Annotated in this window: 26 protein-coding genes; 17 read left to right on the top strand and 9 right to left on the bottom strand. The window is 73.8% G+C overall.

What is annotated here, in order from left to right:
• Positions 1-2: 2 nt before the first annotated feature.
• Entirely contained in the window at positions 3-530 is a 528-nt protein-coding gene (locus tag TEK04_RS16815) for a hypothetical protein (RefSeq protein ID WP_336405506.1), read from the bottom strand.
• 261 nt (positions 531-791) lie between these two features.
• On the opposite strand from TEK04_RS16815, the gene TEK04_RS16810 reads away from it, so the two are divergent.
• Both TEK04_RS16810 and TEK04_RS16805 read left to right on the top strand, forming a co-directional pair.
• The gene (locus TEK04_RS16810) at positions 792-1,328 is read left to right on the top strand and encodes a DUF6318 family protein (RefSeq protein WP_336405505.1); all 537 of its coding nucleotides are present in this window, start codon (positions 792-794) and stop codon (positions 1,326-1,328) included.
• A 410-nt stretch (positions 1,329-1,738) separates the two neighbouring features.
• Positions 1,739-2,233 (top strand): hypothetical protein, encoded by a 495-nt coding sequence (locus tag TEK04_RS16805; RefSeq protein ID WP_336405504.1) that lies wholly within the window; start codon positions 1,739-1,741, stop codon positions 2,231-2,233.
• Positions 2,234-2,275: 42 nt separating this feature from the next.
• Here the strand turns inward: TEK04_RS16805 and TEK04_RS16800 are convergent, their stop codons facing one another.
• Positions 2,276-3,997 carry a DUF429 domain-containing protein gene (locus tag TEK04_RS16800; protein WP_336405503.1) on the bottom strand — a complete coding sequence of 574 codons (1,722 nt, stop codon included), beginning with the start codon at positions 3,995-3,997 and terminating at the stop codon, positions 2,276-2,278.
• Positions 3,998-4,076: 79 nt separating this feature from the next.
• On the opposite strand from TEK04_RS16800, the gene TEK04_RS16795 reads away from it, so the two are divergent.
• The 6 genes from TEK04_RS16795 (at position 4,077) to TEK04_RS16770 (ending at position 11,093) form a co-directional block, all read left to right on the top strand.
• Positions 4,077-4,640, top strand: coding sequence for a hypothetical protein (locus tag TEK04_RS16795; RefSeq protein WP_336405502.1), 564 nt, complete (start codon positions 4,077-4,079; stop codon positions 4,638-4,640).
• A 12-nt stretch (positions 4,641-4,652) separates the two neighbouring features.
• Positions 4,653-4,817, top strand: coding sequence for a hypothetical protein (locus TEK04_RS16790; RefSeq protein WP_336405501.1), 165 nt, complete (start codon positions 4,653-4,655; stop codon positions 4,815-4,817).
• A 185-nt stretch (positions 4,818-5,002) separates the two neighbouring features.
• Entirely contained in the window at positions 5,003-5,959 is a 957-nt protein-coding gene (locus TEK04_RS16785) for a GGDEF domain-containing protein (RefSeq protein WP_336405500.1), read from the top strand.
• Positions 5,956-6,957, top strand: a complete 1,002-nt coding sequence (locus tag TEK04_RS16780) for a diguanylate cyclase domain-containing protein (protein WP_336405499.1) — start codon at positions 5,956-5,958, stop codon at positions 6,955-6,957. The genes TEK04_RS16785 and TEK04_RS16780 overlap by 4 nt, the downstream gene beginning before the upstream one ends.
• Positions 6,958-7,037: 80 nt before the next feature.
• Positions 7,038-9,779 (top strand): MGH1-like glycoside hydrolase domain-containing protein, encoded by a 2,742-nt coding sequence (locus tag TEK04_RS16775; RefSeq protein WP_336405498.1) that lies wholly within the window; start codon positions 7,038-7,040, stop codon positions 9,777-9,779.
• Positions 9,780-10,085: 306 nt separating this feature from the next.
• Entirely contained in the window at positions 10,086-11,093 is a 1,008-nt protein-coding gene (locus TEK04_RS16770) for an LLM class flavin-dependent oxidoreductase (RefSeq protein WP_336405497.1), read from the top strand.
• Here the strand turns inward: TEK04_RS16770 and TEK04_RS16765 are convergent, their stop codons facing one another.
• On the bottom strand, positions 11,094-11,909 hold the full coding sequence (locus TEK04_RS16765) for an alpha/beta fold hydrolase (RefSeq protein WP_336405496.1): 816 nt from the start codon (positions 11,907-11,909) through the stop codon (positions 11,094-11,096).
• A gap of 50 nt (positions 11,910-11,959) precedes the next feature.
• Here TEK04_RS16765 and TEK04_RS16760 point away from each other — a divergent pair, with 50 nt between their 5' ends.
• From TEK04_RS16760 to TEK04_RS16750, 3 genes are all read left to right on the top strand, one after another.
• Complete coding sequence (locus tag TEK04_RS16760) at positions 11,960-12,415, top strand: NUDIX hydrolase (protein ID WP_336405495.1); 456 nt, start codon at positions 11,960-11,962, stop codon at positions 12,413-12,415.
• A gap of 65 nt (positions 12,416-12,480) precedes the next feature.
• A complete protein-coding gene (locus TEK04_RS16755) occupies positions 12,481-13,713 on the top strand; it encodes a lipase family protein (RefSeq protein WP_336405494.1) in 1,233 nt (410 codons plus the stop codon).
• Between the two features lie 32 nt (positions 13,714-13,745).
• Positions 13,746-14,936, top strand: coding sequence for a serine hydrolase domain-containing protein (locus TEK04_RS16750; RefSeq protein ID WP_336405493.1), 1,191 nt, complete (start codon positions 13,746-13,748; stop codon positions 14,934-14,936).
• A 78-nt stretch (positions 14,937-15,014) separates the two neighbouring features.
• Here TEK04_RS16750 and TEK04_RS16745 read toward each other — a convergent pair whose 3' ends face one another.
• On the bottom strand, positions 15,015-15,905 hold the full coding sequence (locus tag TEK04_RS16745; protein WP_336405492.1) for an SMP-30/gluconolactonase/LRE family protein: 891 nt from the start codon (positions 15,903-15,905) through the stop codon (positions 15,015-15,017).
• Positions 15,906-16,058: 153 nt separating this feature from the next.
• Between TEK04_RS16745 and TEK04_RS16740 the strand changes: the two genes are divergently transcribed.
• Positions 16,059-16,187: a hypothetical protein gene (locus tag TEK04_RS16740; protein WP_336405491.1), complete on the top strand. Its 129-nt coding sequence runs from the start codon at positions 16,059-16,061 to the stop codon at positions 16,185-16,187.
• A 38-nt stretch (positions 16,188-16,225) separates the two neighbouring features.
• On the opposite strand, the gene TEK04_RS16735 is transcribed toward TEK04_RS16740, so the two are convergent.
• Positions 16,226-16,660: an SRPBCC family protein gene (locus TEK04_RS16735; protein ID WP_336405490.1), complete on the bottom strand. Its 435-nt coding sequence runs from the start codon at positions 16,658-16,660 to the stop codon at positions 16,226-16,228.
• A 33-nt stretch (positions 16,661-16,693) separates the two neighbouring features.
• On the opposite strand from TEK04_RS16735, the gene TEK04_RS16730 reads away from it, so the two are divergent.
• Complete coding sequence (locus TEK04_RS16730; protein WP_336405489.1) at positions 16,694-17,128, top strand: hypothetical protein; 435 nt, start codon at positions 16,694-16,696, stop codon at positions 17,126-17,128.
• A gap of 65 nt (positions 17,129-17,193) precedes the next feature.
• Positions 17,194-18,183, top strand: a complete 990-nt coding sequence (locus TEK04_RS16725; protein ID WP_336405488.1) for an LLM class flavin-dependent oxidoreductase — start codon at positions 17,194-17,196, stop codon at positions 18,181-18,183.
• 3 nt (positions 18,184-18,186) lie between these two features.
• On the opposite strand, the gene TEK04_RS16720 is transcribed toward TEK04_RS16725, so the two are convergent.
• Positions 18,187-18,423, bottom strand: a complete 237-nt coding sequence (locus tag TEK04_RS16720) for a hypothetical protein (protein WP_336405487.1) — start codon at positions 18,421-18,423, stop codon at positions 18,187-18,189.
• Positions 18,424-18,610: 187 nt separating this feature from the next.
• Here TEK04_RS16720 and TEK04_RS16715 point away from each other — a divergent pair, with 187 nt between their 5' ends.
• A complete protein-coding gene (locus TEK04_RS16715) occupies positions 18,611-19,579 on the top strand; it encodes a ferritin-like domain-containing protein (RefSeq protein ID WP_336405486.1) in 969 nt (322 codons plus the stop codon).
• 97 nt (positions 19,580-19,676) lie between these two features.
• On the opposite strand, the gene TEK04_RS16710 is transcribed toward TEK04_RS16715, so the two are convergent.
• Positions 19,677-20,840 (bottom strand): RtcB family protein, encoded by a 1,164-nt coding sequence (locus TEK04_RS16710; protein WP_336405485.1) that lies wholly within the window; start codon positions 20,838-20,840, stop codon positions 19,677-19,679.
• Positions 20,841-21,047: 207 nt separating this feature from the next.
• On the opposite strand from TEK04_RS16710, the gene TEK04_RS16705 reads away from it, so the two are divergent.
• Positions 21,048-21,782: a hypothetical protein gene (locus TEK04_RS16705; protein ID WP_336405484.1), complete on the top strand. Its 735-nt coding sequence runs from the start codon at positions 21,048-21,050 to the stop codon at positions 21,780-21,782.
• A gap of 6 nt (positions 21,783-21,788) precedes the next feature.
• Here the strand turns inward: TEK04_RS16705 and TEK04_RS16700 are convergent, their stop codons facing one another.
• Both TEK04_RS16700 and TEK04_RS16695 read right to left on the bottom strand, forming a co-directional pair.
• On the bottom strand, positions 21,789-22,070 hold the full coding sequence (locus tag TEK04_RS16700) for a DUF427 domain-containing protein (RefSeq protein WP_336405483.1): 282 nt from the start codon (positions 22,068-22,070) through the stop codon (positions 21,789-21,791).
• A gap of 40 nt (positions 22,071-22,110) precedes the next feature.
• Positions 22,111-22,542, bottom strand: coding sequence for a YccF domain-containing protein (locus TEK04_RS16695; protein WP_336405482.1), 432 nt, complete (start codon positions 22,540-22,542; stop codon positions 22,111-22,113).
• 127 nt (positions 22,543-22,669) lie between these two features.
• On the opposite strand from TEK04_RS16695, the gene TEK04_RS16690 reads away from it, so the two are divergent.
• On the top strand, positions 22,670-23,293 hold the full coding sequence (locus TEK04_RS16690; protein WP_336405481.1) for a hypothetical protein: 624 nt from the start codon (positions 22,670-22,672) through the stop codon (positions 23,291-23,293).
• The last annotated feature ends 186 nt before the right edge of the window (positions 23,294-23,479 follow it).

Raw genomic sequence — 23,479 nt, 5'->3', positions numbered from 1 at the left:
GGTCAGTCCAGCGGGAGGCCCTGGGCGGCGCGCACCCGCGCCCGGGTGCGCAGCAGGTACTCCGCCTCCCAGTCGTCGAGCTCGTCGTCCACGGTCAGCTCGAGCCGGGTCAGCCCGATCGCCGTCCACCGGGCCGCCTGCTCCAGGTCACCGCCCACCTCGAACACCTCCGCCATCGCCGCGCACTCGGCCGGCGCGGGGCGCGACCGGCGGAAGTCCTCGGCCACCGCACGTGCCTCGTCGGGGCGGTCGGAGGCCAGCAGCACCGCCACGATCGAGCAGCGGACGTCGGGCTCCACGGTGCCGTCGGCGGCCAACGACCGGCGGAAGACGGCGAGCGCGGCGTCGGTCTCCCCGGCCAGGTCCAGGTGCCAACCCGCCTGGGCCAGCACCTCCGCGGTGGATACCTCGTCGTCGGGGTGCACCTCGGTCGCCCACCCCAGCAGGGTGTCGGCCAGCTCGCGGTGCGCGGCGGGGGAGCGGTGCCCCTCGGTGGCCTCGAGGTCGTCTTCGGTGAGGGGCGGGCGCACGGCCGCGACCCTAGCCGTGCCCCGTCCGCCCCCGCTCGGATGTGGCGCCGGGCGACGCGACCGCGGGTTGTTGACCGACCGGGACCGCCCGCGGTCCCTGCGCTGGTGCGCGGCCGGCTGGGGGAGCACCGGGGGCGGAGTGGCAAGCCGCACCGTCCACAGGGAGTTCCGACCCCCGCTCGACCTGCATAGACTCCGCGGACTGGTCGATGATCACGGGAGCGTGCGGTGCGTCGGAGCGGGTGGGTGACGGTGGTGGCCGTGGCTGGTCTGGCGCTGACCGGGTGCTCGGACCCGGGGACCCCCAGCGACACCCTGCCGACGGCGGCGAGCACGTCTGCCGAGCCCACGCTGGAACCCCTCGGCCCCGCCGACTTCCCCGTCCCACCCGAAGCCCGCGAACAAACCGAAGCCGGCGCAGCCGCCTTCGTTCGGTACTACATACAGCTGATAAACCGAGCGCAGAGTGATCTCGACGTTCAGTACTTGGATTCTTTTTCTCAGGGTTGTGAGACTTGCGCTGTTCTCAGTCAGGGCCTTCGCTCGTTGGCCGAGCAAAACTTCACCGTGCAAGGTGGCGCCATTTCGATCGTGTCCATTGCCCCGCCGACGCTCGACGGTGCGCAGGCCGAATTCGTCGTGTCGCTGGCGCAGGACGAGTTCACGGTGCTGGATGCGGCCGGTGCCGTACAACAAGCACTTTCAGCCCCAGCTGCCGAGTTCCCGGCCAGCGGCGGCCTGACCGAGTGGTCACCGCAGACCTCGTCATGGCAAATGACCCAACTGACAGTCGGCTGATGCGCCGCGCGATCGTGGCCGGGCTCGTCGCGTTGGCGTTGCTACCAGCTTTTGCCGCTCCGGCGCTGGCCGCCCCTTGTCCGAATCTGAGCTGTGTTGACGTCGGCGCTTCTGGGGGTTCCATTGGGATTGAGGCTGCGTTCGTATCGGCCCCGGGCGTCGTGCGAGTCGCGTCGAATTCGCCGCCGGCTCCGCCGCCTTATCGGTGGAGGCTGCAGACGCCATGTCAGGTTGATGACGTAAATCTCGGAGGTTGCACCCCGGGGGCGAACCCCTGTCCGACAGTTGAGGGCCGTGCAATCGGCCTGTACGTCGTTCAGCATCAGCGGCTCGCCACAGAGGGGGGTGGGCCGGTGGACGGTCAAGGACCCCCGCCCGGCGTAGCAGTCGGGGCGGGGTATGGGCCCTGGGTGACAGAGGGGACAACCTGCGTCGACGTCACGGAGCTGAACCCGGCGCCGACGCCGGCGGAGGTGTTCCAGTACTTCAAGGCGCTGCCGCTGCCGCAGTTGACGACGTCCGTTCAGCCGCCCGGGGGCACCGTCCTGGTCGGGCTGCCGACCATCTTCTTCACCGACGCCCCGGTGGAGCAGGTGTTCACCGTCGACATCCGCGGCTTCCAGGTGGTCATCACCGCCGAGGCGCGGGAGTTCACCTGGCACACCGGCGACGGCGGCGCGGTCGTCACCTCCGAGGGACCCGGCGCTCCGTACCCGGACCAGACGGTCACCTACGACTACACCTCGGGTACCTACGACAGCTACCTGACCGTGACCTGGGGCGGCACGTTCACCGTCGACGGCAGCGCCCCGGTCGAGGTGGCCGGCACGACCACCACCGACGGTCCCGTCGTCCAGCTGGTCGCGGTGGAGGCGCGCGCCGTCCTCACGAACCCCTACGACTGACACCGTCCGCACCGGCCCGGGCCGAACGGCAGCAGTGCGCGGTCAGCCCGTGAGCTTGTCCAGACGGGCGGCGAGGGCGGCGCGGCGGTGGGCGTTGCCGTGCAGGTCGACGTAGCGCTGCCCGAAGCCGGCCAGCAGGGCGTCGTCGAGGCGGCGCACGGCACCGGGCGGGTAGCGGTACCCCATGCGCTCGGCGATGCCGACCTCGTCCGCCGTCCGCAGCACCTCGCCCAGCTCCACCAGCGACGTGATGCCCAGCTCCAGCAGCAACCCCGAGATCCAGTCGTAGTGGTCGGGGCGCGACCACCCGGCGTCGGCGTACTGCCCGGCCAGGAAGGCGCCGAGCTCGCGGGGGGCGATGCGCGGGTCGTCCGGGTCGTCCTCGGCGGCCGCGGCCACGGGGGAGCGCAGCCGGTCGCGGATGGCGGTGAACTCCTGGTCGGCCAGCTCCAGCAACCCGGCGGCGAGGGTGAACCGGCGGTCGAACTCCGAGGCGTGCTCGGCCGGCACGGTGCCCTTGTAGCGGATGTCGTGCTCGAACTCGGCCCACGCATGCTGCAGCACGGTGCGCACCTGCACCTGCACCCGCCGGTCGACCAGGGCCGGCCACTCGGCGGCGCGGGCGGCGTCCAGCCCGATCTGCAGGTGCCGGCTGGAGTAGCCGAAGCGCCCCTCGCGCGCGGTCTGCGAGCCCAGGTCGCGGTCGTCGTGCACGACCACCTGGTCACCGAGCAGGTCGGCGACGGCGACCACGTCGCTCTGCACGTACAGGATCACCCGCACGCCGACGGTGTCCCCGATGTCGCGCGCCGGGTCCGGGTACAGCCGCACGCCGTCGACCTCGCGGGTCGCCTTCTCGGCGAAGGAGGCGACCGTCTTGGCCCGCCCGGTGATCGACAGGTAGTTGATGCCGGCCTCGTCGAGCAGCCCGGTGACCAGCGCGAGCGCCTGCTCGGCGGCCGCGGCGGTGCCGGCGAACCCGTCGGCGTAGGCCTGGATCGCCGCCAGCGCCGGGTCGACCGCGACCGGCGCCGGCCCGGGCACCAGGTCCGGGGGCAGCGTCGGGGTCACGATCGCCCCCTCGGCGGCGTTGCCGTAGGTGGTCACCTCCTCGGGACGACGGACGGCGATCCACCCCGTGTAGGCGCACACCACCGCGTCGACCTGGTCCTCCACCACCCGCAGCTCGCTCTTGCGCGTGGCGTTCTCCACCGCGGTGCGCAGGGCCACCCACGCGGGGCCGAGGTGCAGCTCGGGCACGCCCTCGAGGTGGCCCATCAGCACCAGCAGCTCGGCGCGCAGGCCGTCGACGGTGCGCCCGGGCTTGTTCTTGTACTTCAGCGTCCGGCCCAGCCGGAACAGCGCCACCGTCGCCGCGTGCGGGTAGACCTCGACCGCGCGCCGCGCGCGACCCGAGCGCGGGTCGGGGTCCAGGCCCAGCTTGCGCACCAGCCGACCACCCCGGGTGTCGCCGTCGGTGAACTCGGGCTTGCCCTGGTTAGTGGGGTGCGCCCCGGCCTGGAACTTCGCGAAGTCGGCGTTCAGCTCGCGCTCGGCCCGCCGGTTGCCGGTCTCGTTGGTCACCAGCAGCGGTGCGTCGATCGCGACGATGCACGGACCGGCGACGTAGGGCTCCAACGCGGCCAGCACCTCGTCGTCGGTGCGGACGGCGCTGACGTGCACCAACCGGCCGCCGTCGTCGAGTACCGCCAGCCCGGTCGGCTTGCTCAGGCCCCAGGCCAGGTCGATCCCGATGTGGTGCACGCGCCCACCCTGCCTTGTCGGGAACGGAGGTGGTGGCCGAGGGTCAGGAATGTCGGGGGCCCGTGGCACAGTCCGGTTCGTGGCTCAGGGAGACGACGCTGACCGCGGGCCGGTTCGGCACCGGGTGGCCGGTTTGCTGCCGCCCAGGCGCTGCACGGAGACCCGCGTCGACCAGGTGCCCGCCGCGACGGCCCAGCAGCTCGATGCATCCGACCCGCAGGTCGTCGATCTGCTGCGTGATGAGGCCGGACGCCGGCTGGACCAGCAGCACGCCACGATCACCCAGCTCGACACGAAGGCTGCGGGGCTGGTCGCAGCCGGCATCGCGCTGGCCTCCTACCTGTTGGCCACCGACACCGCAGGCTTCGTGGTGGCGGCGGCGCTCGTGGCTCACGCCGGCGTGGTGATCATGGGCCTAGCTGCACTGGCTGCACGCAGCTGGAGCAACGCCCCCGCCCCGGACAAGCTGCTCGCACTGCTCGACAAGCAGCCGCGACAGGTGAGTGATGTCGTGCTCCGCGCCAAGGTGCAAGCCTTCGCCGAGAACGCACCCAACCTGGTCGCCAAGTCCGACTGGGTGAAGTTGGCCACGTGGTGCTTGGGGCTGGCGATGGTTTTGACCTGCACTGCTCGGCTGACGTGAGGAGATGAGCCGGTGACCGAGCCTGACCGTTCAGAGTCCGCCCCCGACGAGGAACCTGCGGAGGTCACACCGCAGGCGTTGGTCGACACGGAGGAGAAGTCGATGCCTGGCCCGGGCGACATGGTCGACCGGGCAGAGTTCAGCCAGCGCGACGACGGCGATGTCCTCTACGGGTGATCGGTGCGGACGGCGCTGACGTGCACCAGCCGGCCGCCGTCGTCGAGCACCGCCAACCCGGTCGGCTTGCTCAGGCCCCAGGCCAGGTCGATCCCGATGTGGTGCACGCGCCCACCCTGCCGCATGCCTCCCCCGCCCGGGTGACCGCCGGTCAAGGCGACCGACGACGACGTCGATGGGCGCGCGTGAGGACACCGACGGCGCGCACCAGCTCCGCGGTCATGGCCCAGACCATGGCCGTGCTGTGGGCCGGCGCCTCCGTCGCCGGGGCCCTCGTCGCCTGGGACCTGGAGTACGACCTCGTCCGGGCCGTCGCGATGGGTGTCCTGCTGCTCGTCGGGTTCGGCGGCACCGCCCTGCTCGTGCTGGTCGGTCCCCGGTTGCGCCGGCGGGTGCTCGGTGCGCTCGTGCACACCGGGGGCGTCTGCCTCGGGCTGGCCCAGCTGGTGCCCGATCAGCCCCAGGCCGCGCTCGCGGTGTCGGTGCTGCTGGGCCTGGTCGTGGTGGAGGTCAGCTACTTCTTCCCGGTGGCCTGGGTGCGCCGGCACATGCCCGCCCTGGTGCTGCTGTCCAACGTCACCCTGCTGCTGCGCGGCGACGTCCACGTGGCGACCGTCCTGGCCCTCGACGCGATCCTGCTCGCCCTCGGGGTGGTGACCGCCCGGTTGTCCGAGCGCGCGCTCGGTGCCCGCCGCGACCCCCTCACCGGCCTGCCCAACCGGCGCAGCACCGACGACCGGCTGCAGGACCTCGTGGCCGCCGACGGCACCTTCTCGGTGGCCCTGCTGGACCTGGACCACTTCAAGGAGGTCAACGACCTCGCCGGGCACGAGGCCGGTGACCGGGTGCTGCTCCGGGTCGCCGCGGTGCCGGCCCGGGTGCTGCCCGCCGGCGCGGTGCTGGCCCGGCAGGGCGGCGACGAGTTCGTGCTGCTGCTCCCGGGGCGGTCGGGGGAGCAGGCGGTGACCGACGTGTGGCGCGTCTGCGACCACCTGGCCGGCATCGGGCTGTCGTGCGGGGTCGCCGAGCACCGCCCCGGCGACACGGTGGCGCAGACGCTGCGCCGCGCCGACGGTGCGCTCTACGCGGCGAAGTCGGCCGGGCGCGGCCGGGTCGAGCTCGCCGCCGGGGCACCGGCATGAGCGGGCGCGCACCCGAGGTGGCCACCTCGCGGGTCATGGCCGACACGCTGGCCCTGTTCTACGTGCTCGGCGGGGCGTGCGGCCTGCTCGGCGTGGCCGGCGGCGTGCCCGACGGACCCCGCCGCTGGGCCGTGGCGGGGCTGGGTGCCACCGCCGTCCTGAGCGGCCTGGCGCTGGCCCGGTGGGGGGCCCGGATTCCCCGGCCGTTCTTCCACGTCCCGGTGGCCGCGGCGACCGTGCTGATCGCCCTGGCCGCGTTCCTCGCCCCCGGGGACGTCGCGGCGGTGGTGTTCGCCGCCATCATCACCTTCGTCGGCGTCGACGCCGTGTTCTTCTTCCCGCTGCGCTGGGCGGTGGCCCACCTGGTCGGGGCCGAGCTGCTGGTGCTGCTGGCACTGCTGCTGCGCGGCGACGTCCGGCCCACCACCGCGGCCGCGGTGCTCGTGGCGGTCACCACGGTCGGCCTGGTCACCCGTCGGCTGGTCGCCGAGGCCTCGCGGGCGACCGTGGACCCGCTGACCTGGCTGGTCAACCGACGTGGCTTCGACGAGGCGCTGCGCGAGCTGGTCCGCCCCGGCGCCGTGCTCTCGGCGGCGCTGCTGGACCTCGACCACTTCAAGCAGGTCAACGACACCGGAGGGCACGCCGCGGGCGACGAGCTGCTCCGGCGGGTCGCCCAGGCCTGGCGTGCCGACCTGCCGCCCGGTGCGGTGCTCGCCCGGCACGGCGGGGACGAGTTCGCCCTCCTGCTCCCCGGGTGGGCCGGCCCGCGCGCCCTGGCCCTCGTGGACCGGCTGCGCGCCGCGACCGCGGGTGTCGGCACCTCGTGCGGGGTCGCCCAGCTGGGCCCCCGGGAGAGCGGGGCCCAGCTCATGCGCCGGGCCGACCGCGCGCTCTACGCGGCCAAGGAGGCCGGTCGGGGACGGGCCGAGCTCGCCGTCCAGGCGGTGGACCCGAGGACGGCCCGCCGTGACGGCGGAGGTGCGCGGGTCGGCTGAGGCGGTCCTGGCCCCGTCGTCCGGACGTCGGGGTGGCGTCGGTCGTAGGACCGTCGTCCCGGACGTGGCACCGTGTCCCGGTGCCACCGACCCGCCCCCGTGTCCCCAGCGTCAAGGACATCCCGGTGGCCCCGCCGCCGGGGCCGCAGGACGCCGTCGACCCGCGCAGCGCCGAGCACGCCCGGCTGGCCGAGTCCACCGACCAGAACTCGCCGTGGCGCATGTGGGGCCCCTACCTGGCCGGCCGGCAGTGGGGCACGGTCCGCGAGGACTACTCCGCCGACGGCGACGCCTGGGCAGGGTTCCCGTTCGACCACGCGGTGGCCCGCGCCTACCGGTGGGGTGAGGACGGCCTCGGCGGGTTCTGCGACCGCTACGGCTTCCTCAACTTCTCGGTCGCGCTCTGGAACGGCAAGGACCCGATCCTCAAGGAGCGGCTGTTCGGCCTGACCAACGACGAGGGCAACCACGGCGAGGACGCCAAGGAGCACTGGTGGGCCGTCGACGGCACGCCCACCCACTCGTGGGTGCAGTGGCTCTACCGCTACCCGCAGGCCGAGTACCCCTACGCGAAGCTGCGGGAGGAGAACAGGAAGCGCTCGCGCATGGAGCGGGAGTACGAGCTCGCCGACACCGGCGTCCTCGACGAGGACCGCTTCTTCGACGTCCAGGTCACCTACGCCAAGGCCGACCACGACGACATCTGCATCACCGTCACCGCCACCAACCACGGGCCCGACCCCGCCCCGCTGCACCTGCTGCCGCAGGTCTGGTTCCGCAACACCTGGTCCTGGGGCGGGGACAAGCGCCAGGGCCACCTCACCCAGCTGCTGGCGCCCACGCTGACGGCGTCCGGGCTGGAGGCCGTCGAGGCCGAGCACGGCTTCCTCGGCCGGTACTGGCTGGCCGCCGAGGGCGCACCGAAGGTGCTGTGCTGCGACAACGAGACCGACAAGGTCACGCTGTTCGGCGCCTCCCGCAACGACAGCAAGTACCCCAAGGACGGCGTCAACCGCCGCGTCGTGCACGGCGACAAGAGCGGCATCAACCCCAGCGACTCGGGCACCAAGGCCGCGTTCTGGTACCGCTGGGACTCAGTCGGCCCGGGTGAGACCGTCACCGTCAAGCTGCGGCTGACCACCGACGAGCCCTACGACGGCATGTTCGGCGAGTCCTTCGACGCCACCGTCACCGACCGCCGCGCCGAGGCCGACGCCTTCTACGCCACCGTCATCCACCCCGGCCTGTCCGACGAGGACCGGCATGTCGCCCGCCGCGCCTACGCCGGCCTGCTGTGGACCAAGCAGCTGTACCGCTTCGACGTCTCGCAGTGGCTCGACGGCGACCCCGACATCCCCGCGCCCGCCGACCGGGCGAAGAAGGGACGGCGGAACACCACGTGGCGGCACGTCGCACTGGCCGACGTGATCTCGATGCCCGACGAGTGGGAGTACCCCTGGTTCGCCGCCTGGGACACCGCCTTCCACACCATCCCCCTGGCGCACGTCGACCCCGACTTCGCCAAGGAGCAGCTCGTGCTCATGTGCCGCGAGTGGGCCATGCACCCCAACGGCCAGCTGCCGGCCTACGAGTGGGCCTTCGGCGACGTGAACCCGCCGGTGCACGCCTGGGCCGCCTGGCACGTCTACCGCATCGACGGCTACCGCGACCGCGAGTTCCTCGTGCGGGTGTTCACCAAGCTGCTGCTCAACTTCTCCTGGTGGGTCAACCGCAAGGACGCCGACGGGTCCAACGTCTTCGAGGGCGGCTTCCTCGGGATGGACAACATCGCGCTGTTCGACCGCTCCGCGCCGCTGCCCCCGGGGTACCGGTTGGAGCAGAGCGACGCCACGAGCTGGATGGCGTTCTACTGCCAGCAGATGTTCAAGATCGCCCTGGAGCTGTCGCGGTACGACAAGGCCTGGGACGGGACGGCGACGAAGTTCCTCGAGCACTTCCTGTCGATCGCCGAGGCCATGAACGCCTTCGGCTCCAACGAGGTGTCGCTGTGGGACGAGGAGGACGGCTTCTTCTACGACGTCCTCGTGGCCCCCGACGGCGAGGGCCAGCCGCTGAGGGTGCGCTCGATGGTCGGCCTGCTGCCCATCCTGGGCGTGACCGAGGTGCCGCACTGGATCACCCACGAGGTCCCCGACGTCACCGAACGGCTGCGCTGGCTGCAGCGTCGCCGTCCCGAGCTGGTCGCCCCGCTGCGCAGCCGCTCGGCCCCCGACGGCCGCAAGATGCTGCTCTCGCTGGTGGACAAGGACCGGCTGCGCCGCATCCTGACCCGGATGTTCGACACCGAGGAGTTCCTGTCCCCGTTCGGCATCCGGTCGCTGTCGAAGTCCACCGGTGAGGTCATCGCCAAGGTCGGTGGCCGCGACGCCCGCATCGAGTACGAGCCGGGGGAGTCGCGCACCGCGCTGTTCGGCGGCAACTCCAACTGGCGCGGGCCGGTCTGGTTCCCGGTGAACGTGCTGCTGGCCGACAAGCTGCGCACGCTGGGCCGGTTCTACGGCGACTCGTTCACCATCGAGCTGCCCACCGGCTCGGGCAACCAGTGCACGCTGGTCGACGCCGCCGACCTCATCGACAACGGGCTGACCGCCTTGTTCCGCCCGGTCGACGGCAAACGCCCCGCCGACGGCGACCGCATCGAGTCCTCGGACTCCCCGCTGTGGCGCGAGCACCCGACGTTCAGCGAGTTCTTCGACGGCGACACCGGCGAGGGCCTGGGCGCCACCCACCAGACCGGCTGGACGGCGCTGGTCGCCCACCTCCTCAACCCCCGGCTGCCCCCCGACCCCCGCTGGAGCTGACGCCCCGCCCGCGCCGCCCGCCGCCCGCCCGCGCCCGCCCCGCCGCCCGCCCCGCCCCGCCCCGAAGCTGGCATGGGAGCCCATGCACCCGGTGATGGGGCCCGTGGCCGGGTGCAGGGGCTCCCATGCCGGGGGTGGCCGGGGGCGCCGGGGGAGGCCGGGTGGCCGGGGGCGCCGGGAGGCCGAGACCCCGAATGCGGTCGAGTGGCGTCTCAGGGTCCAGGTCGCGCCGATCTGGGACCCTCAGCCGCCACTCGGCGCGGCGGACCCCGGGAAGGCACTGCGCCCCTCCGGGGTTCACCCGGCGTGCCCACCGCTGACGTGCCCCTGCGCAAGCTCGGCTTCCTCACCATCGGGACCTTCGACGGCGACGACCCGCGCCCGGGCATGGAGGCCCTGCTCACCCAGATCCAGCTGGGGGAGGACCTCGGCTTCGACTCGGCGTGGCTGCGGCACCGGCACCTGCAGCACGGCGTCTCCTCACCCGTCGCGATCATGGCCGCGGCGTCGCAGCGCACCTCCCGCATCGAGCTGGGGACGGCGGTCACCCCGCTGGCGTGGGAGAACCCGCTGCGGCTGGCCGAGGACCTCGCCACCGTCGACCTGCTGAGCGGCGGGCGGGTCAACCCCGGCATCAGCGTCGGCCCGCCCATGCGCTGGGACGACGTCAAGGACGTGCTCTACCCCGACACCGCCGACGTCGAGGACTTCAGCTACACCCGCGTCGACCGCTTCCTGCGCGCGGTGGGGGGTGAGCCGGTGGCGACGGCCGGCACCCAGGGCATCGAGGTGTTCTCCGACCGGGTGCAGCCGCACAGCCCTGGTCTGCGGGAACGGGTCTGGTACGGCGCGGGCAGCCTGCGCTCGGCCACCTGGGCCGCCGAGCAGGGCCTGAACCTGCTGACCTCCAGCGTCGTCACCGGGGCGACCGGCACCGACTTCGCCGCCATCCAGGGCGAGCAGATCGCTGCCTACCTCGACCGGAACCCCGACGGGCGGGTGTCCCAGGGGCTGGTCGTCGTCCCGACCGACACCGCCACCGCCGCGCAGCGCGAGAAGTACGCCGCCTACGCCGCCGCCCGGCTGCCGCGCACCCGCGAGCCGCAGGGCCCGGGCAAGTTGTTGTTCGCCCCCGACCTCGTGGGGACGTCGGAGCAGATCGCCGAGCAGCTGCACGCCCACGCCGGCTTCCGGCAGGTCACCGAGGTCGCGTTCGCGCTGCCGTTCAGCTTCGACCACGAGGACTACGTGCAGATCCTCACCGACACGGCCACCCGGCTCGGTCCTGCCCTGGGCTGGCAGCCCGCCGGCTGATCACTCCAGCAGACCCCGCAGCACGGCGGCGAAGGCCACGGCGTCGCCGCCCTGCTCGGTGACGAAGCCGCCGTGCCCGCCGGGGAACTCGACCAGCGGGACGCCCACGTGTGCCGCCTCCGCGCGTGACGTGCGCCCGGTGAGGACCTGCTCGCCCGACCACGCCCCGACCCCGATGCGCACCCGGCCGGGAGGCAGCGCGGCGGCGTCGAGCCGGTAGGTGCACACGCTCTCGATGCCCAGCAGCATGCGGGCCATCGCGCGCTGGTCGGCCTCCGAGGGCGCCGGTGGCGGGGGTGCGTCGGGGGCGGGCTCGGGCAACGCGAACCCGGCGACCGCGGCGAAGGCACCCATCGCCGCGCCCGCGCCGTGCTCGCGGTGGGTGGCGGCGACCTCGGCCAGCTGCGCGCGGACGGCGTCGGCGTCGGCCAGGTGCTCGACCAGCGGCGGCTCGTGCGCGACCACCGTGCGCACCTGGTCGGGGTGGGCCGCGGCCAGGGCCAGCGCGGTGATCGCGCCGCCGCTGGAGCCGAACACGTCGGCCGGGCCCTGACCCACCGCGGCGAGCACGCGGGACAGGTCCTCGGCCAGCACGTCGACGTCGGGGGGCTGCGTCGGATCGGGCATCGGGCTGCCCCCGGTGCCGCGCGGGTCGTGCAGCACGACGGTGCGGTCGGGGAACTGGTCGGCCAGCGCGCGGAACCCGTCGGCGGTCATGGGGTGCCCGACCATGAGCAGCACCGGCCCGCTGCCGTGGACCTCGTAGGAGAGCGTCGCGCCGGGGGCGTCGAGGGTGTGCGTGGTCGGGTGGGTCATGGTGGGGGAGACCGTAGGGCGGTTCCGGACTCATCGGTGAGGATGGACGCGTGCCTCCTCGCCGCAGTGCCGGGATCCTGCTGTTCCGCCGGACGCCCCAGCTGCAGGTGCTGCTGGGCCACATGGGTGGGCCGTTCTGGGCCCGCAAGGACGACCACGCCTGGTCGATCCCCAAGGGCGAGCACGGCGAGGAGGAGGACGCCGAGACCGCCGCCCGCCGCGAGTTCGCCGAGGAGACCGGCCACCCCGCCCCGGCCGGGCTGATCCCGCTCGGCGTCGTCCGCGGCTCGAAGGTGCTCACGGTCTGGGCAGCCGAGGGCGACCTGGACGCCGACGCGGTCGTCAGCAACACCTTCGAGCTCGAGTGGCCACCGCGCTCGGGCCGGTTGCAGACGTTCCCCGAGCTCGACCGGGCCGCGTGGCTTGACCTGCCCACCGCGCGCACCAAGCTGGTGAAGGGCCAGCTGCCGTTCCTGGACCGGCTGGCCGAGCTCGCCGGCGCGTGACCTGGAGCACTCCCGCTCGTTGGTGCGGGTGACCGTCACGGACAACCGACACCGGAGTCGCCCCCATGTCCCGTCGCCTCGCCCTCGCCGCGCTCACCGCCGGCACCGTCGCCCTCGGCGCCACCCCCGCCCAGGCCGCACCCGAGGTCGGGGACCTGACCCCGGCCACCGCCGTCCCGGCGCCCACCGCGCAGGTCGACCCCTTCTACGACCCGCCGGCACCCACCGGGGCGCCGGGCACCGTGCTGCGCACCCGGCCGGCCGCCGTCCCGCTGGCCGGCGTGCTGCCCTTCACCGCGCAGACGGTCCTCTACACCTCCACGTCGGCGACCGGGGACCCGCAGGTCGTCTCCGGCACCGTCTTCACCCCCACCCTCTCCAGCCGCGCCGGCACGGTGCTGACCATCGCCCCCGGCACGCAGGGCCTGGGGCCGCAGTGCGCGCCGAGCAAGCAGTTCGTCGCCGGCACCGAGTACGAGTCGGCGGCGGTCGCGGCCGGGCTGGCGCAGGGCTTCACGGTCGCCGTCACCGACTACGACGGCTACCTGAACGGTGGGTCGCCGACCTACACGACCGGCCCGTCGATGGCCCACGCCGTCCTCGACCTGGCCCGCGCCGCCTCCGCCGTCCCGGGTGCACGCAGCACCGACGCCTCGCCGGTGCTGCTGCAGGGCTACTCGCAGGGCGGCGGGGGCGCGGCCTGGGCGGCCTCGCTCGCGCCGCAGTACGCCCCGGAGCTGCACGTCACCGGCGCCGCCGTCGGCGGCGTCCCGGCCGACCTCGGTGCGCTCGCGCAGAGCCTGGACGGCGGTCCCGCGGCCTACTTCGGGCTGCTGGGCGTCATCGGGCTGGACGCCGCCTACCCCGACGCGATCCGGCTCGACGAGCGGCTGAACGACCGCGGACGCCAGGTCGTGGCGCAGCTGCGCAGTGAGTGCGTCGGCGGTGCAGGCACCCTCACCACTGCGTTCACGTCGGTGGGCGACTACACCGCCGACGGGTCGACGCTGGAGCAGCTGCTCGCCGAGCCCGACATCGCCGCGGTCATCGCCGAGAACGACCTCGGGGCTCGCCCGGCGCCGACCGTCCCGGTCTACCAGTCGCACGCCGGCGCCGACGAGATCGTGGCCCTGGGCCAGGCGCAGGAACTCCACCGGAGTTGGTGCGCGGCCGGCGCGACCACCCGGCTGGACGTGCTGCCCGCCGAGCACGTGACCGGGCTCCCGCAGAGCCTGCCGCTGTTCAGCGCCTGGCTGGGGGCGGTGTCCCGCGGGCTGCCGGTGGTGCCCGCCTGCTGACCGGCGCGACGTCCCTGTGTCGACGTGGCGTCATGTCGACACCGAAGACCGCGATGAGCGACGCCCGCCGGGGCGGTCTGCACCGCATGGACCCCACCGCGCTGTTCACCCTCGTCGACCGGCACGTCGCCGAGGGTCGGTACCCCGGCGCCGTCGTCGCCGTCCGGCAGGCCAGGACGACGACGGTGCACGCGGCCGGCACGCTCGCCGTCGGCGGGGACGACCCGGTGACCCCGCAGACGCCGTTCCGGCTGGCCTCGCTCAGCAAGCCGTTCGGCGGCCTGTTGGCGCTGGCGCTGGCCGCCGACGGTGTCCTGGACCTGCACGCCGGTGCGGCCCGCTGGCTGCCCGAGCTGGCCGCACCGCGAGTGCTGCGCCACCCGGACGCCGAGCTCACCGACACCGTCCCGGCGCAGCGGCCGATCACGGTGCGCGACCTGCTGCACATGACCTGCGGCACCGGCCTGCGGATGGACACCTCGCCGCTGGCGCACGCGATGTGGGAGCGGGGCGTCAGCCCCGGCCCGCTGCCCCCGGCGCTGGACCCCGACACCTGGGTGCAGCGGCTGTCCTCGCTGCCGCTGTCCGACCAGCCGGGGGAGGGCTGGCGTTACCACACCGGCAGCGACCTGCTCGGCGTCCTGCTCGCCCGGATGACCGGCCGGTCGCTGCCCGAGCTGCTCGTCGAGCGGGTCACCGGCCCGCTCGGCCTCACCGGCACCGGCTTCTGGTCGCCCGACCCGCTGCCCGTGCAGTACACCCCCGGCCCGGACGGGCTCGAGGTGCTCGACCCACCCGACGGCGTGTGGTCCCGGCCGCCGGTGTTCCCCTCCCTGGGCGGCGGGCTGGTGTCCACCGCCGCGGACGTGTGCGCCTTCCTCGGCGCGGTCGCCGACGACGCGCTGCCCGGCGGGGTGCGAGCCGCCGACGTCCTCCGCGACGGGCTCACCGACGGCCAGCGCGCCGCCGCGCAGGCCTTCCTCGGCCCCGGCCGGACCTGGGCCACCGGCAACTTGGAGGTCACCCTCGAGGTCACCGACCCGTGGACGACGCCCGGCCGGTTCGGCTGGGTCGGCGGCACCGGCACGAGCGGCTACGTCGACCCGACGCCGGACCTGGTCGCCGTCCTGCTCACCCAGCGGGTGATGACCGGCCCGCACGACGGCCCCGAGGAGTTCTGGCAGACCGCCCGCGACGCCGCCGGGCCGCCCACCCGCCGTTGATCACGGACCTGGGGCGGCCCCGACCCGGCGTGTCGGTGGCACAGGTCCGTGATCATCGGCGGGGGAGGGGGGCGCAGGTCAGGGGCGGCCGGCGTGCGGGACCTCCACCTGGGTGGTGAGCAGCACCGCCTCGCGGGCCGCGCGGCGGTTGTGCTCGAGGAAGTCCGGCGCGCAGCACAGCAGCAGGGTGCGGCCGTCGTCCCCACCCAGGGCGCAGGCGTAGACCCCCAGCCCGTCGGGGGCGCGGACCTCGTCGACCACCTCGCCGCCCTCGGCCACCCGCACCGCCCGGCCGCCGACCGCGTCGGCCACCCACAGGTGGCCCTCGGCGTCGCCGGTGCAGCCGTCGGGGGCGACCACGACCTGCCCGAGCACCTCGTCGAGGGTGCCGCCGGTGGGCACCGGGCCGAACTCCGCCCACACCCGGCGGTTCGACAGCGACCCGTCGGCGGCCAGGTCGAAGGCGGTGCACCGGTTGCCGAAGGTCTCCCCGACCACCAGCGTGCCGCCGTCCCCGGTGATGGCCATCCCGTTGGGGAACAGCAGGTCCTCCGCGACGACGGTGACGGTGCCGTCGGGGTCGACCCGCTTGAGCGACGCCGGGCCCGGCGCCCCGCCGCCCATGAGGTCGAAGCCGAAGTCGCCCACGAACACGTGCCCGGCGGCGTCGACCACCAGGTCGTTCAGCAGCCCGCCGCAGTAGGGCGCCAGTGCGGCGTAGGTGGCCAGCGTGCTGCTGTCCCACCGCAGGACCCGCTGGTCGGTCATCGAGACGACCACCAGCGAGCCGTCGGGCAGCCGACCCGACCCCGAGGGCTGCGTGTGCACCTCCAGGGCGACGGTCTCCTCGCCCGACGGCGTCACCCGGCTGACCGTGCCGCGGTAGAAGTCCGAGACCCACCAATGGCCCTGGTGCCACCGGGGGCCCTCGAAGAACGAACCGCCGGTCAGCAACGTCGAGAGCGTCATGGCCGGACCCTAGATGTGACCCACGACATCCTGCGCGCAGGGGCGGCGCGGACGGTCCGGTGCGCGACGGACCGGTTGGCGTGTGCACCTGCGGCCCCCGGCGCACCCGAGCACCTCCATCGTCGACACGACCTCAGGAGGCACCCCGTGGGGATGCTCAGCGGACTGCTCAAGGGCGCCGCGGCGCAGAAGCTCATCGCCGCCGCCCGCAAGCCCGAGAACCAGGCGAAGGCCAAGCGGTTCATCGCCGACGCCCGGGCCAAGCGGGGCCGCAAGGGCTGAACCGCAGTCCCCACGACCGGTCAGGGGGACCTCGGGCGTCAGCTGAACCGTTCGCGCAGGCGCTGCAGGGTGCCGTCGATGCCCTGCTGCGCCTTCGCGGGGAAGCCCAAGGCCCGCACCGGCAGGAAGGTCACCGCGTTGTAGCGGGAGGCGTCCCAGGTCTCGGTGACCCGGGTCCCGCCCTCGACCGGCTCCAGTTCGTAGCGCCAGCGGTGCGGCGCGAAGTGCTTCCAGGCGATCCGCCGGTCGGGCTCGAACTCGACCACCGTGTTCGTCGTCCGGTACTTCGCGCCCATCTGCATGGCCACCGAGAACGTCGAGCCCAGCTCGAGGCGCTCGGGTGCGTCCACGATGCTCTGCACGGTGCCCGACCCGTCGATCTCGGCGTGCCGGCGCGGGTCGGCCAGCAGGGTGAAGACCTCGGCCGGGGGAGCGGGGACGACGACGGAACCGGACGCGGTGCGGGCAGCCATGCGGGCAGGCTACGAGTGCGGGACGCTGTCGGCATGACCATCAGCCCCCGCGACCTCGAGGACGAGGTCACCCTGCAGGTGGCCGCGAACCGCATCGACTTCCTGGCCCGGCGCGACGCCGGCGTGGTCGAGGCGACGGCCCCCGACGACGCCGACGACTTCCTCGCCGACCTGCGCAACACCGGCACCTCGCTGGACCGGCACGAGGCCCTCGAGCTGCTGGCGCTCGGCGAGGTCGTCTACCGCAAGGCCCACGACAGCCGGCACCTGGGCATGCACGCGGCCCTGCGCGAGGGTGCCACCTGGTCCGACATCGCCACCGCCCTGGACGGCGACGCCGGCCTGGCCTGGGACGCCCACCAGCAGTGGATCGACGACCAGGCCCGACTGCACCGCTCGGACCCCACCCAGGGCCTGGACACCGGGTCCGCCGCGACCGCCCGTGACATCGCCGGCGGCCGCCCGTAGGGAATGCGGAGCGGGGGCGGCGCGCTGGTCCCCAGCAGAGACACCCTCTGCGAAAGGCCGTACCGATGTCGTTCCCGCTCTCCGTCCTCGACCTCGCCCCCGTCGCGCGCGGGGAGTCGGTGGGGCAGTCCATCGCGAACAGCGTCGCCCTGGCGCAGGCCGCGGAGGAGCACGGCTACACCCGGGTCTGGTACGCCGAGCACCACAACATGGACGCCATCGCCTCCTCGGCGACCAGCGTGCTCATCAGCCACGTCGGTGCGCAGACGTCGACGATCCGGCTGGGTGCCGGCGGGGTCATGCTGCCCAACCACTCGCCGCTGGTGATCGCCGAGCAGTTCGGCACCCTCGACGCGATGTACCCCGGCCGCATCGACCTGGGCCTGGGCCGGGCCCCGGGCTCGGACCAGAACACGATGTACGCGATGCGCACCGACCCGCGCTCCAGCGACCGCTTCCCGCAGGACGTGCTGGAGCTGCAGGCCTACCTGACCGGGGCCACCCGGGTGCCCGGCGTCGACGCGTTCCCCGGCAAGGGGTCCAACGTCCCGCTGTACATCCTCGGGTCCTCCACCTTCGGCGCCCAGCTGGCCGCCGCGCTGGGGTTGCCCTACGGGCACGCCTCGCACTTCGCCCCGCAGGCCCTGGAGGCGGCCGTCGAGCTCTACCGCCGCGACTTCCAGCCCTCGGCGCAGCTGGCCGCTCCGCACGTCATCGCCGGGGTCAACGTCGTCGCCGCCGACACCGAGGACGACGCCCGCGCCCAGTTCGCGGCCATGCGCCGGGACCGCGCGACCCGGCTGTTCGGCCGCGGCAAGGACTTCAGCGAGGAGGAGGCCGACCTGCTCATGGAGTCCGGCGCCGGTCGCCAGATCGACGCGATGCTGACCCACTCGGCGGTCGGCACCCCGGCGCAGGTGCGCGAGCAGCTGGTCGAGTTCCGCCGGTTCGCCGACGCCGACGAGCTGATCGTCGGGCACGCCTCGCCGACGGTGGAGCAGCGGCTGCGCTCGGTGCAGCTGCTCGCCGAGGCCCTGGCGACAGTCAGCGCCTGACGGTCACCACTGCGCCAGCTCGGCGCAGGTGGGGCACAGGGCGCCGAGCTCGCGCGGGTCCGGGGGCCACGGGACGTCGTCGTCGTGGGTGACCCAGGCGCCGCAGAGGGAGTTGCGGCGGCCGCCCGCGGCGCTGCCGATGGTGGCGTGCACGGGGCCGATCAGCGTCGGCCGCGCGCCGGCACCGACCAGCGAACCGACCATCACCTCGGCCCGCGCCGTGCCGTAGACGAACCCCATGCGCCCAGCGTGCCCCCGCGCGGCGGGCGCACCGGGGAGGTGCGCCGTGTCCCCGCGCCCCGTCGTCCCACCTGTCCCGACCGTCACACGAACGGGTGACGGAGAACACCGCTAGCTCCATGCTTGCTGCGGCTAGCACCAGGGAAGACTGTGGTCGGCCCACAGTCCACACCCCCAGGGAGATGTCATGGCCGACACGACCACGCTCACCGCCCAGCTGCGCGCCCTCCTCCTGCTCACCCAGACCGAGGAGCAGGTCGCCCGCACCCGCATCGCGCAGGCCCGCACCGAGGCCGTCCGTCGCGAACTGCAGCAGAACGCCGACAACGCATTTGCCCGCGCCGAGGACATCACCCGCGCGCTGCGCGACCTGGGCGGCGTGCCCGACGTCGTCACCCCGGCCCTCGGCCGGCTCGGCGCCATCGTCAAGGCCACGGTCGAGCAGGCCGGCCCGCTCGACGAGGCTCTGCTGTCCGACCTCTCGCTGGAGCACCAGCTGCTCGACCGCGCCACCTACCTCAAGGTGCTGGCCGAGACCGCCGAGCTGCCCCGCATCACCCGGCTGGCCGAGCGCCTGGTGGCCGCGCACACCGCCACCGTCGAGTGGCTCACCGTCGTGCTGGCCGAGACCGCGCTCGGCGGGCCCGCCGCGCTGCGGGCCACCCCGCTGCAGCGCGTCGCCGGCGGCGCCACCCGCCTGGCGGCCCTGCCCGCCCGCTACGTCGCCGACTCGGTCAACAAGGTCATCGACACCACCCAGCAGGCCGGCGACAGCGCCCAGGCCAAGATCAACGCGGCCGCGTCCCGGGCGACCACCTTCGCCGGCGCGGTGCGCGAGTCGCTCGCCGTCGGCCGCGACGCCTCGCTGAAGGAGGCCGAGCAGCAGGCCCGCCGCGAGGGCGCCCGCGACACCGCCGAGGCGCTGCACGGGACCCGTCGCGAGCTCGGTGCCCTCGAGGCCGGCGAGCTGCCCATTCCCTCCTACGACGAGCTGACCGTCGGCAAGGCCGTCGACGCCGTCAAGAAGCTGGACGACGCCGCCGACATCGAGGCGGTCATCCGCTACGAGGAGGCCCACAAGGACCGCGCGTCCGTGGTCTCCGCGGCGCAGACCCAGCTCGCCGCGCTGGCCAAGGAGGCCGTCGGCGTCAGCTGACGCGCCCGCACACCGGGGTGGGAGGTGGTCCCTGCCGGTGGGAGGTCGTCGCCGATGACCTCCCACCGTGCAGGACCACCTCCCACCCCGGCGCCGCTCAGTTGCCCTTGACGTTCACGACCTGGCGCAGCACGTGCCGCACCTCGACGAGGTCGGCCGCGTCGGCCATCACCTGGTCGATCGGCTTGTAGGCGTCGGGGTGCTCGTCGAGGAACGCGTCGGACTCGCCCCACGCCACCCCGGCCATGCGCGCGTCGAGGTCGGCCCGGTCGAACAGCTTCCGCGCCGCCGTCCGGCTGTGGCTCCGCCCGGCCCCGTGCGGGGCCGAGTGCAGCGACCGGACGTCGCCCTTGCCCGCGACGACGTAGGACGCCGCACCCATCGAGCCCGGGATCAGCCCCGGCTCACCGGGCCGCGCGGAGATCGCGCCCTTGCGGGACAGCCACACCTCGCGCCCGAAGTGCCGCTCGCGGGCGGTGTAGTTGTGGTGGCACCGGATCGCCTCCACGCGCTCGACGTCGGCCTGCAGGAACCGGCCGAGCTGGTCGAGCACCCGGTCCATCATCTCCTCGCGGTTGAGGTAGGCGAACCGCTGCGCCCACAGCAGGGCCTCGAGGTAGGCGTCGAACTCCGGCTCGCCCTCCACCAGGTAGGCGAGGTCCCGGTCGGGCAGCTCGACGAACCGCCGGCGGCACTGCTCGCGGGCCACCGCGATGTGCCGCTGGGCGAGCTTGTTGCCCACCCCGCGCGAGCCCGAGTGCAGGAACGCCCAGACCCGGTCGGACTCGTCGAGGCTGACCTCGATGAAGTGGTTGCCCGAGCCGAGCGAGCCCAGCTGCTGCGGCCAGTGCTTCGCGACGACGTCGGCCTGCTCGATGCCCGGCATCGCGCGCAGCTCGGCGATGCGCGGCTCGGCCGACGCGCGGGTCTTCTGGTTCCGGCCACCGGCTGACAGCGGGACCGAGCGGCTGATCTGCGCGTGCAGCGGCGACAGCTCGCGGCCGGCCAGGTCGTCGGCGGTGAACTGCGTCCGGACGGCGGCCATGCCGCAGCCGATGTCGACCCCGACCGCGGCGGGGATGATCGCGCCGTCGGTCGGGATGACCGAGCCGACGGTCGCGCCGAGGCCGAGGTGGGCGTCGGGCATGAGGGCCACGTGCGGGAAGACGAACGGCATCGTGGCCGTGCGCTGCGCCTGCTCGCGGGTGGTGTCCTCCAGGATGGACGCCCAGCTGAGCAGGCGTCCGTTGATGGTGTGCATGGTCCTTCCCTGGTCGATGGGGTGGGGGCCGGCGCCGGCCGGGGACGGAGTCAACCCGCTCGTGACGCTCCGCGCTCCTGGTTTTCCCGGCGTCCCCCGGGCGGCTGGACTCCGTCACCCAGGAGGGCCGTTTCGGCTTGATGACCCGGCGTGTCGGCCGACAACGGAGGGGTGAGCTGGGGAACACGACGCGCGCCGACACGGCTGGTGTCCGCGCTGGCCGACGGCGAGTCGGTCCTGGCGGTCAGCGAGTGCGTCCCGCTGTCGGACTCCCTCGACGTCCCCGTCGGCGACGACGCCCGCACCGCCGTCCTGACCGACCGCGCGCTCTACTGCTGCACGGTGGGCGGTGACGTCGTCCCGTTGCCCTTCGCCCGCATGCGCGAGCTGAACCGCCGCGGCTTCGCCCTGCTCTTCTTCCGCATCGACGACTCGCACGCCACCTGGGAGCTGCGCGACCAGCGGTTCGCCGCCAAGGCCGAACGCCGGTTCGCCCAGCACGGGCTGGCCGCGCACAAGGCATGGGTGGGCACCAAGCGCGAGCCGGGCCGGGAACCCGCCGGGTTCCGGCACCAGGCCCACCTCGACCTGCTCAACCGGCTCGCCGGCGGCGCCGAGTTCGTCGACGCGGTGGCCGACCAGCGCGTGCTGGTCGACCAGCTCGTGTGGACCGAGACCGGCGACCGGGCCTCCTGCCGGGCGGCGCTGCGACGGCTGACCACGGTGCATCGGCAGCTGCACGCCGACCTGGCAGTGATCGCCGAGGCGGCACCCTCGCTGGCCATGGCCCAGCACGCGCTCGTGCTCATCGACCAGCCCTCCCCGTGGCAGGGCGAGGTGGTCGAGACCCACGACGACGGCCCGACGGCGGCCGAGCTGGCCGGGCTCACGCCGGACGTCCCGTCCGTGTGGGCGGATGCCCGGCGCGAGACGGTCAGCTGACCCCGCTCAGCTGACCGTGACGCCCTTCCAGAACGCGACGCGGTCGGTGATCTGCTTCGCGGCCTCCTTGGGCTCGCGGTAGGTCCACGCGGCGTCGGTGTTGGTCTGCCCGCCCGCCTCGACCGAGAAGTAGCTGGCGTCGCCCTTCCAGGGGCAGTGGCTGGTGGTGTCGGTCGGGGTCAGCACGCCCTCGCGCACCGAGCTCAGCGGGAAGTAGGCGTTGCCCTCGACGGTGACGATGTCGTCGGACTCGGCGATGACGGTGCCGTTCCAGGTTGCGGTGGTCATGCCGTCGATCATCCGCGCCCCGGCCCCGCCGCGCAGCCGGTCAACGGGGCGCGGCCACCGCCTGGCCGGCGCCGAACCACGAGTGCGGCGCCCGGGTCTCGACCACCCGCTTGCCCAGCGGGAACAGCCCCACCAGGGCGAGCTTGAACGACGCCACTCCGAACGGGATGCCGATGATCGTCAGGCAGAACGCGATGCCCGACAGGATGTGCAGCAGCGCCAGCCACCACCCCGCGACGACGAACCAGGCGAGGTTGCCCAGCGCCGAGGCGAGCCCCGCGTGCGGGTCGGCGACGGTGGTGCGCCCGAAGGGCAGGACGACGAAGAACGCCAACCGGAAGGCGGCGATGCCGAACGGGATGCCCACCACGGTGAGGCAGGCCAGCGCGCCCGCGACGAGGTAGGCCAGCGCCAGGACCCAGCCCTGGAACACCAGCCAGACGAGGTTGAGCAGGAGCCGGAGTCCGTCCACACCACTGACCACGTGCGGCGACCCGGGACCGTTCCCGCAGACGGGTGATGCTGTGCGGCCCCGGTGTGCGGACTGGACGGTCCGGCAGGCATGATCGGCGGGCCCGTCGAACCCCTGGAGGACCTTCGTGACCACGCCCGGCTCAGGCGACCAGCCGCAGAACCCCGGCCCGAACTCCGGCCAGGGCTGGGGGCAGCAGCCGCCGTCCGGCTCGTCCGGCCCCGACCAGTCCGCGCAGTCGGGGCAGCAGTGGGCGCCTCCCGGTGGCCAGCCCCAGCAGCCGGGCCAGCCCGGTCAGTACGGCCAGCCCCAGCAGCCTGGCCAGCCCGGTCAGTACGGCCAGCCCCAGCAGTTCGGCCAGCCCGGTCAGCAGCCGTGGGGTGCCCCCGGCGCCCAGCCGCAGCAGCCGGCCAAGAAGTCGGGCCTGGCCCGCGTCCTGCCGATCATCGCCGGCGTCGTGGCCGTGATCGTGGTCGGCGTCCTGGTGCGCAGCTTCCTCGGCGGCGGCGCCCCCGAGGTCGGCGACTGCGTCCAGCAGGACGGGTCCTCCTACGACGTCGTCGACTGCGACTCCGACGACGCCCAGTTCCGCATCTTCGGCACCGACGACGACATGACCGAGTCCGAGTTCAGCGCTGCCCAGGACGTCTGCCTCGAGGCCGCCACGCAGTCGAACATCACCGACGGCGTCTCGCTCTGGTACGGCAACACCGGCGACGAGGGCCAGGTCTTCTGCGCCGAGACGCTCTGAGCCACCGCGCCACCGCGCCACCGCCCCGCAGCCCCCTCGGCTGCGGGGCGGTGGCGTGCCCGGGGATGCTCCTATGGATCGTCAAGTGGTTGCAGCGACCGATGTCGGGTTGATGATCAGGTAGTAGAGCTCGCGGGCGATCAGACGCTTGAGGCAGCGGATGATCTCCTTGGTCGACAGGCCTTC

The organism is Klenkia sesuvii (assembly GCF_037083825.1).
Taxonomy (GTDB): Bacteria; Actinomycetota; Actinomycetes; order Mycobacteriales; family Geodermatophilaceae; genus Klenkia; species Klenkia sesuvii.
This window is presented reverse-complemented; position numbering and strand designations above follow the sequence as displayed.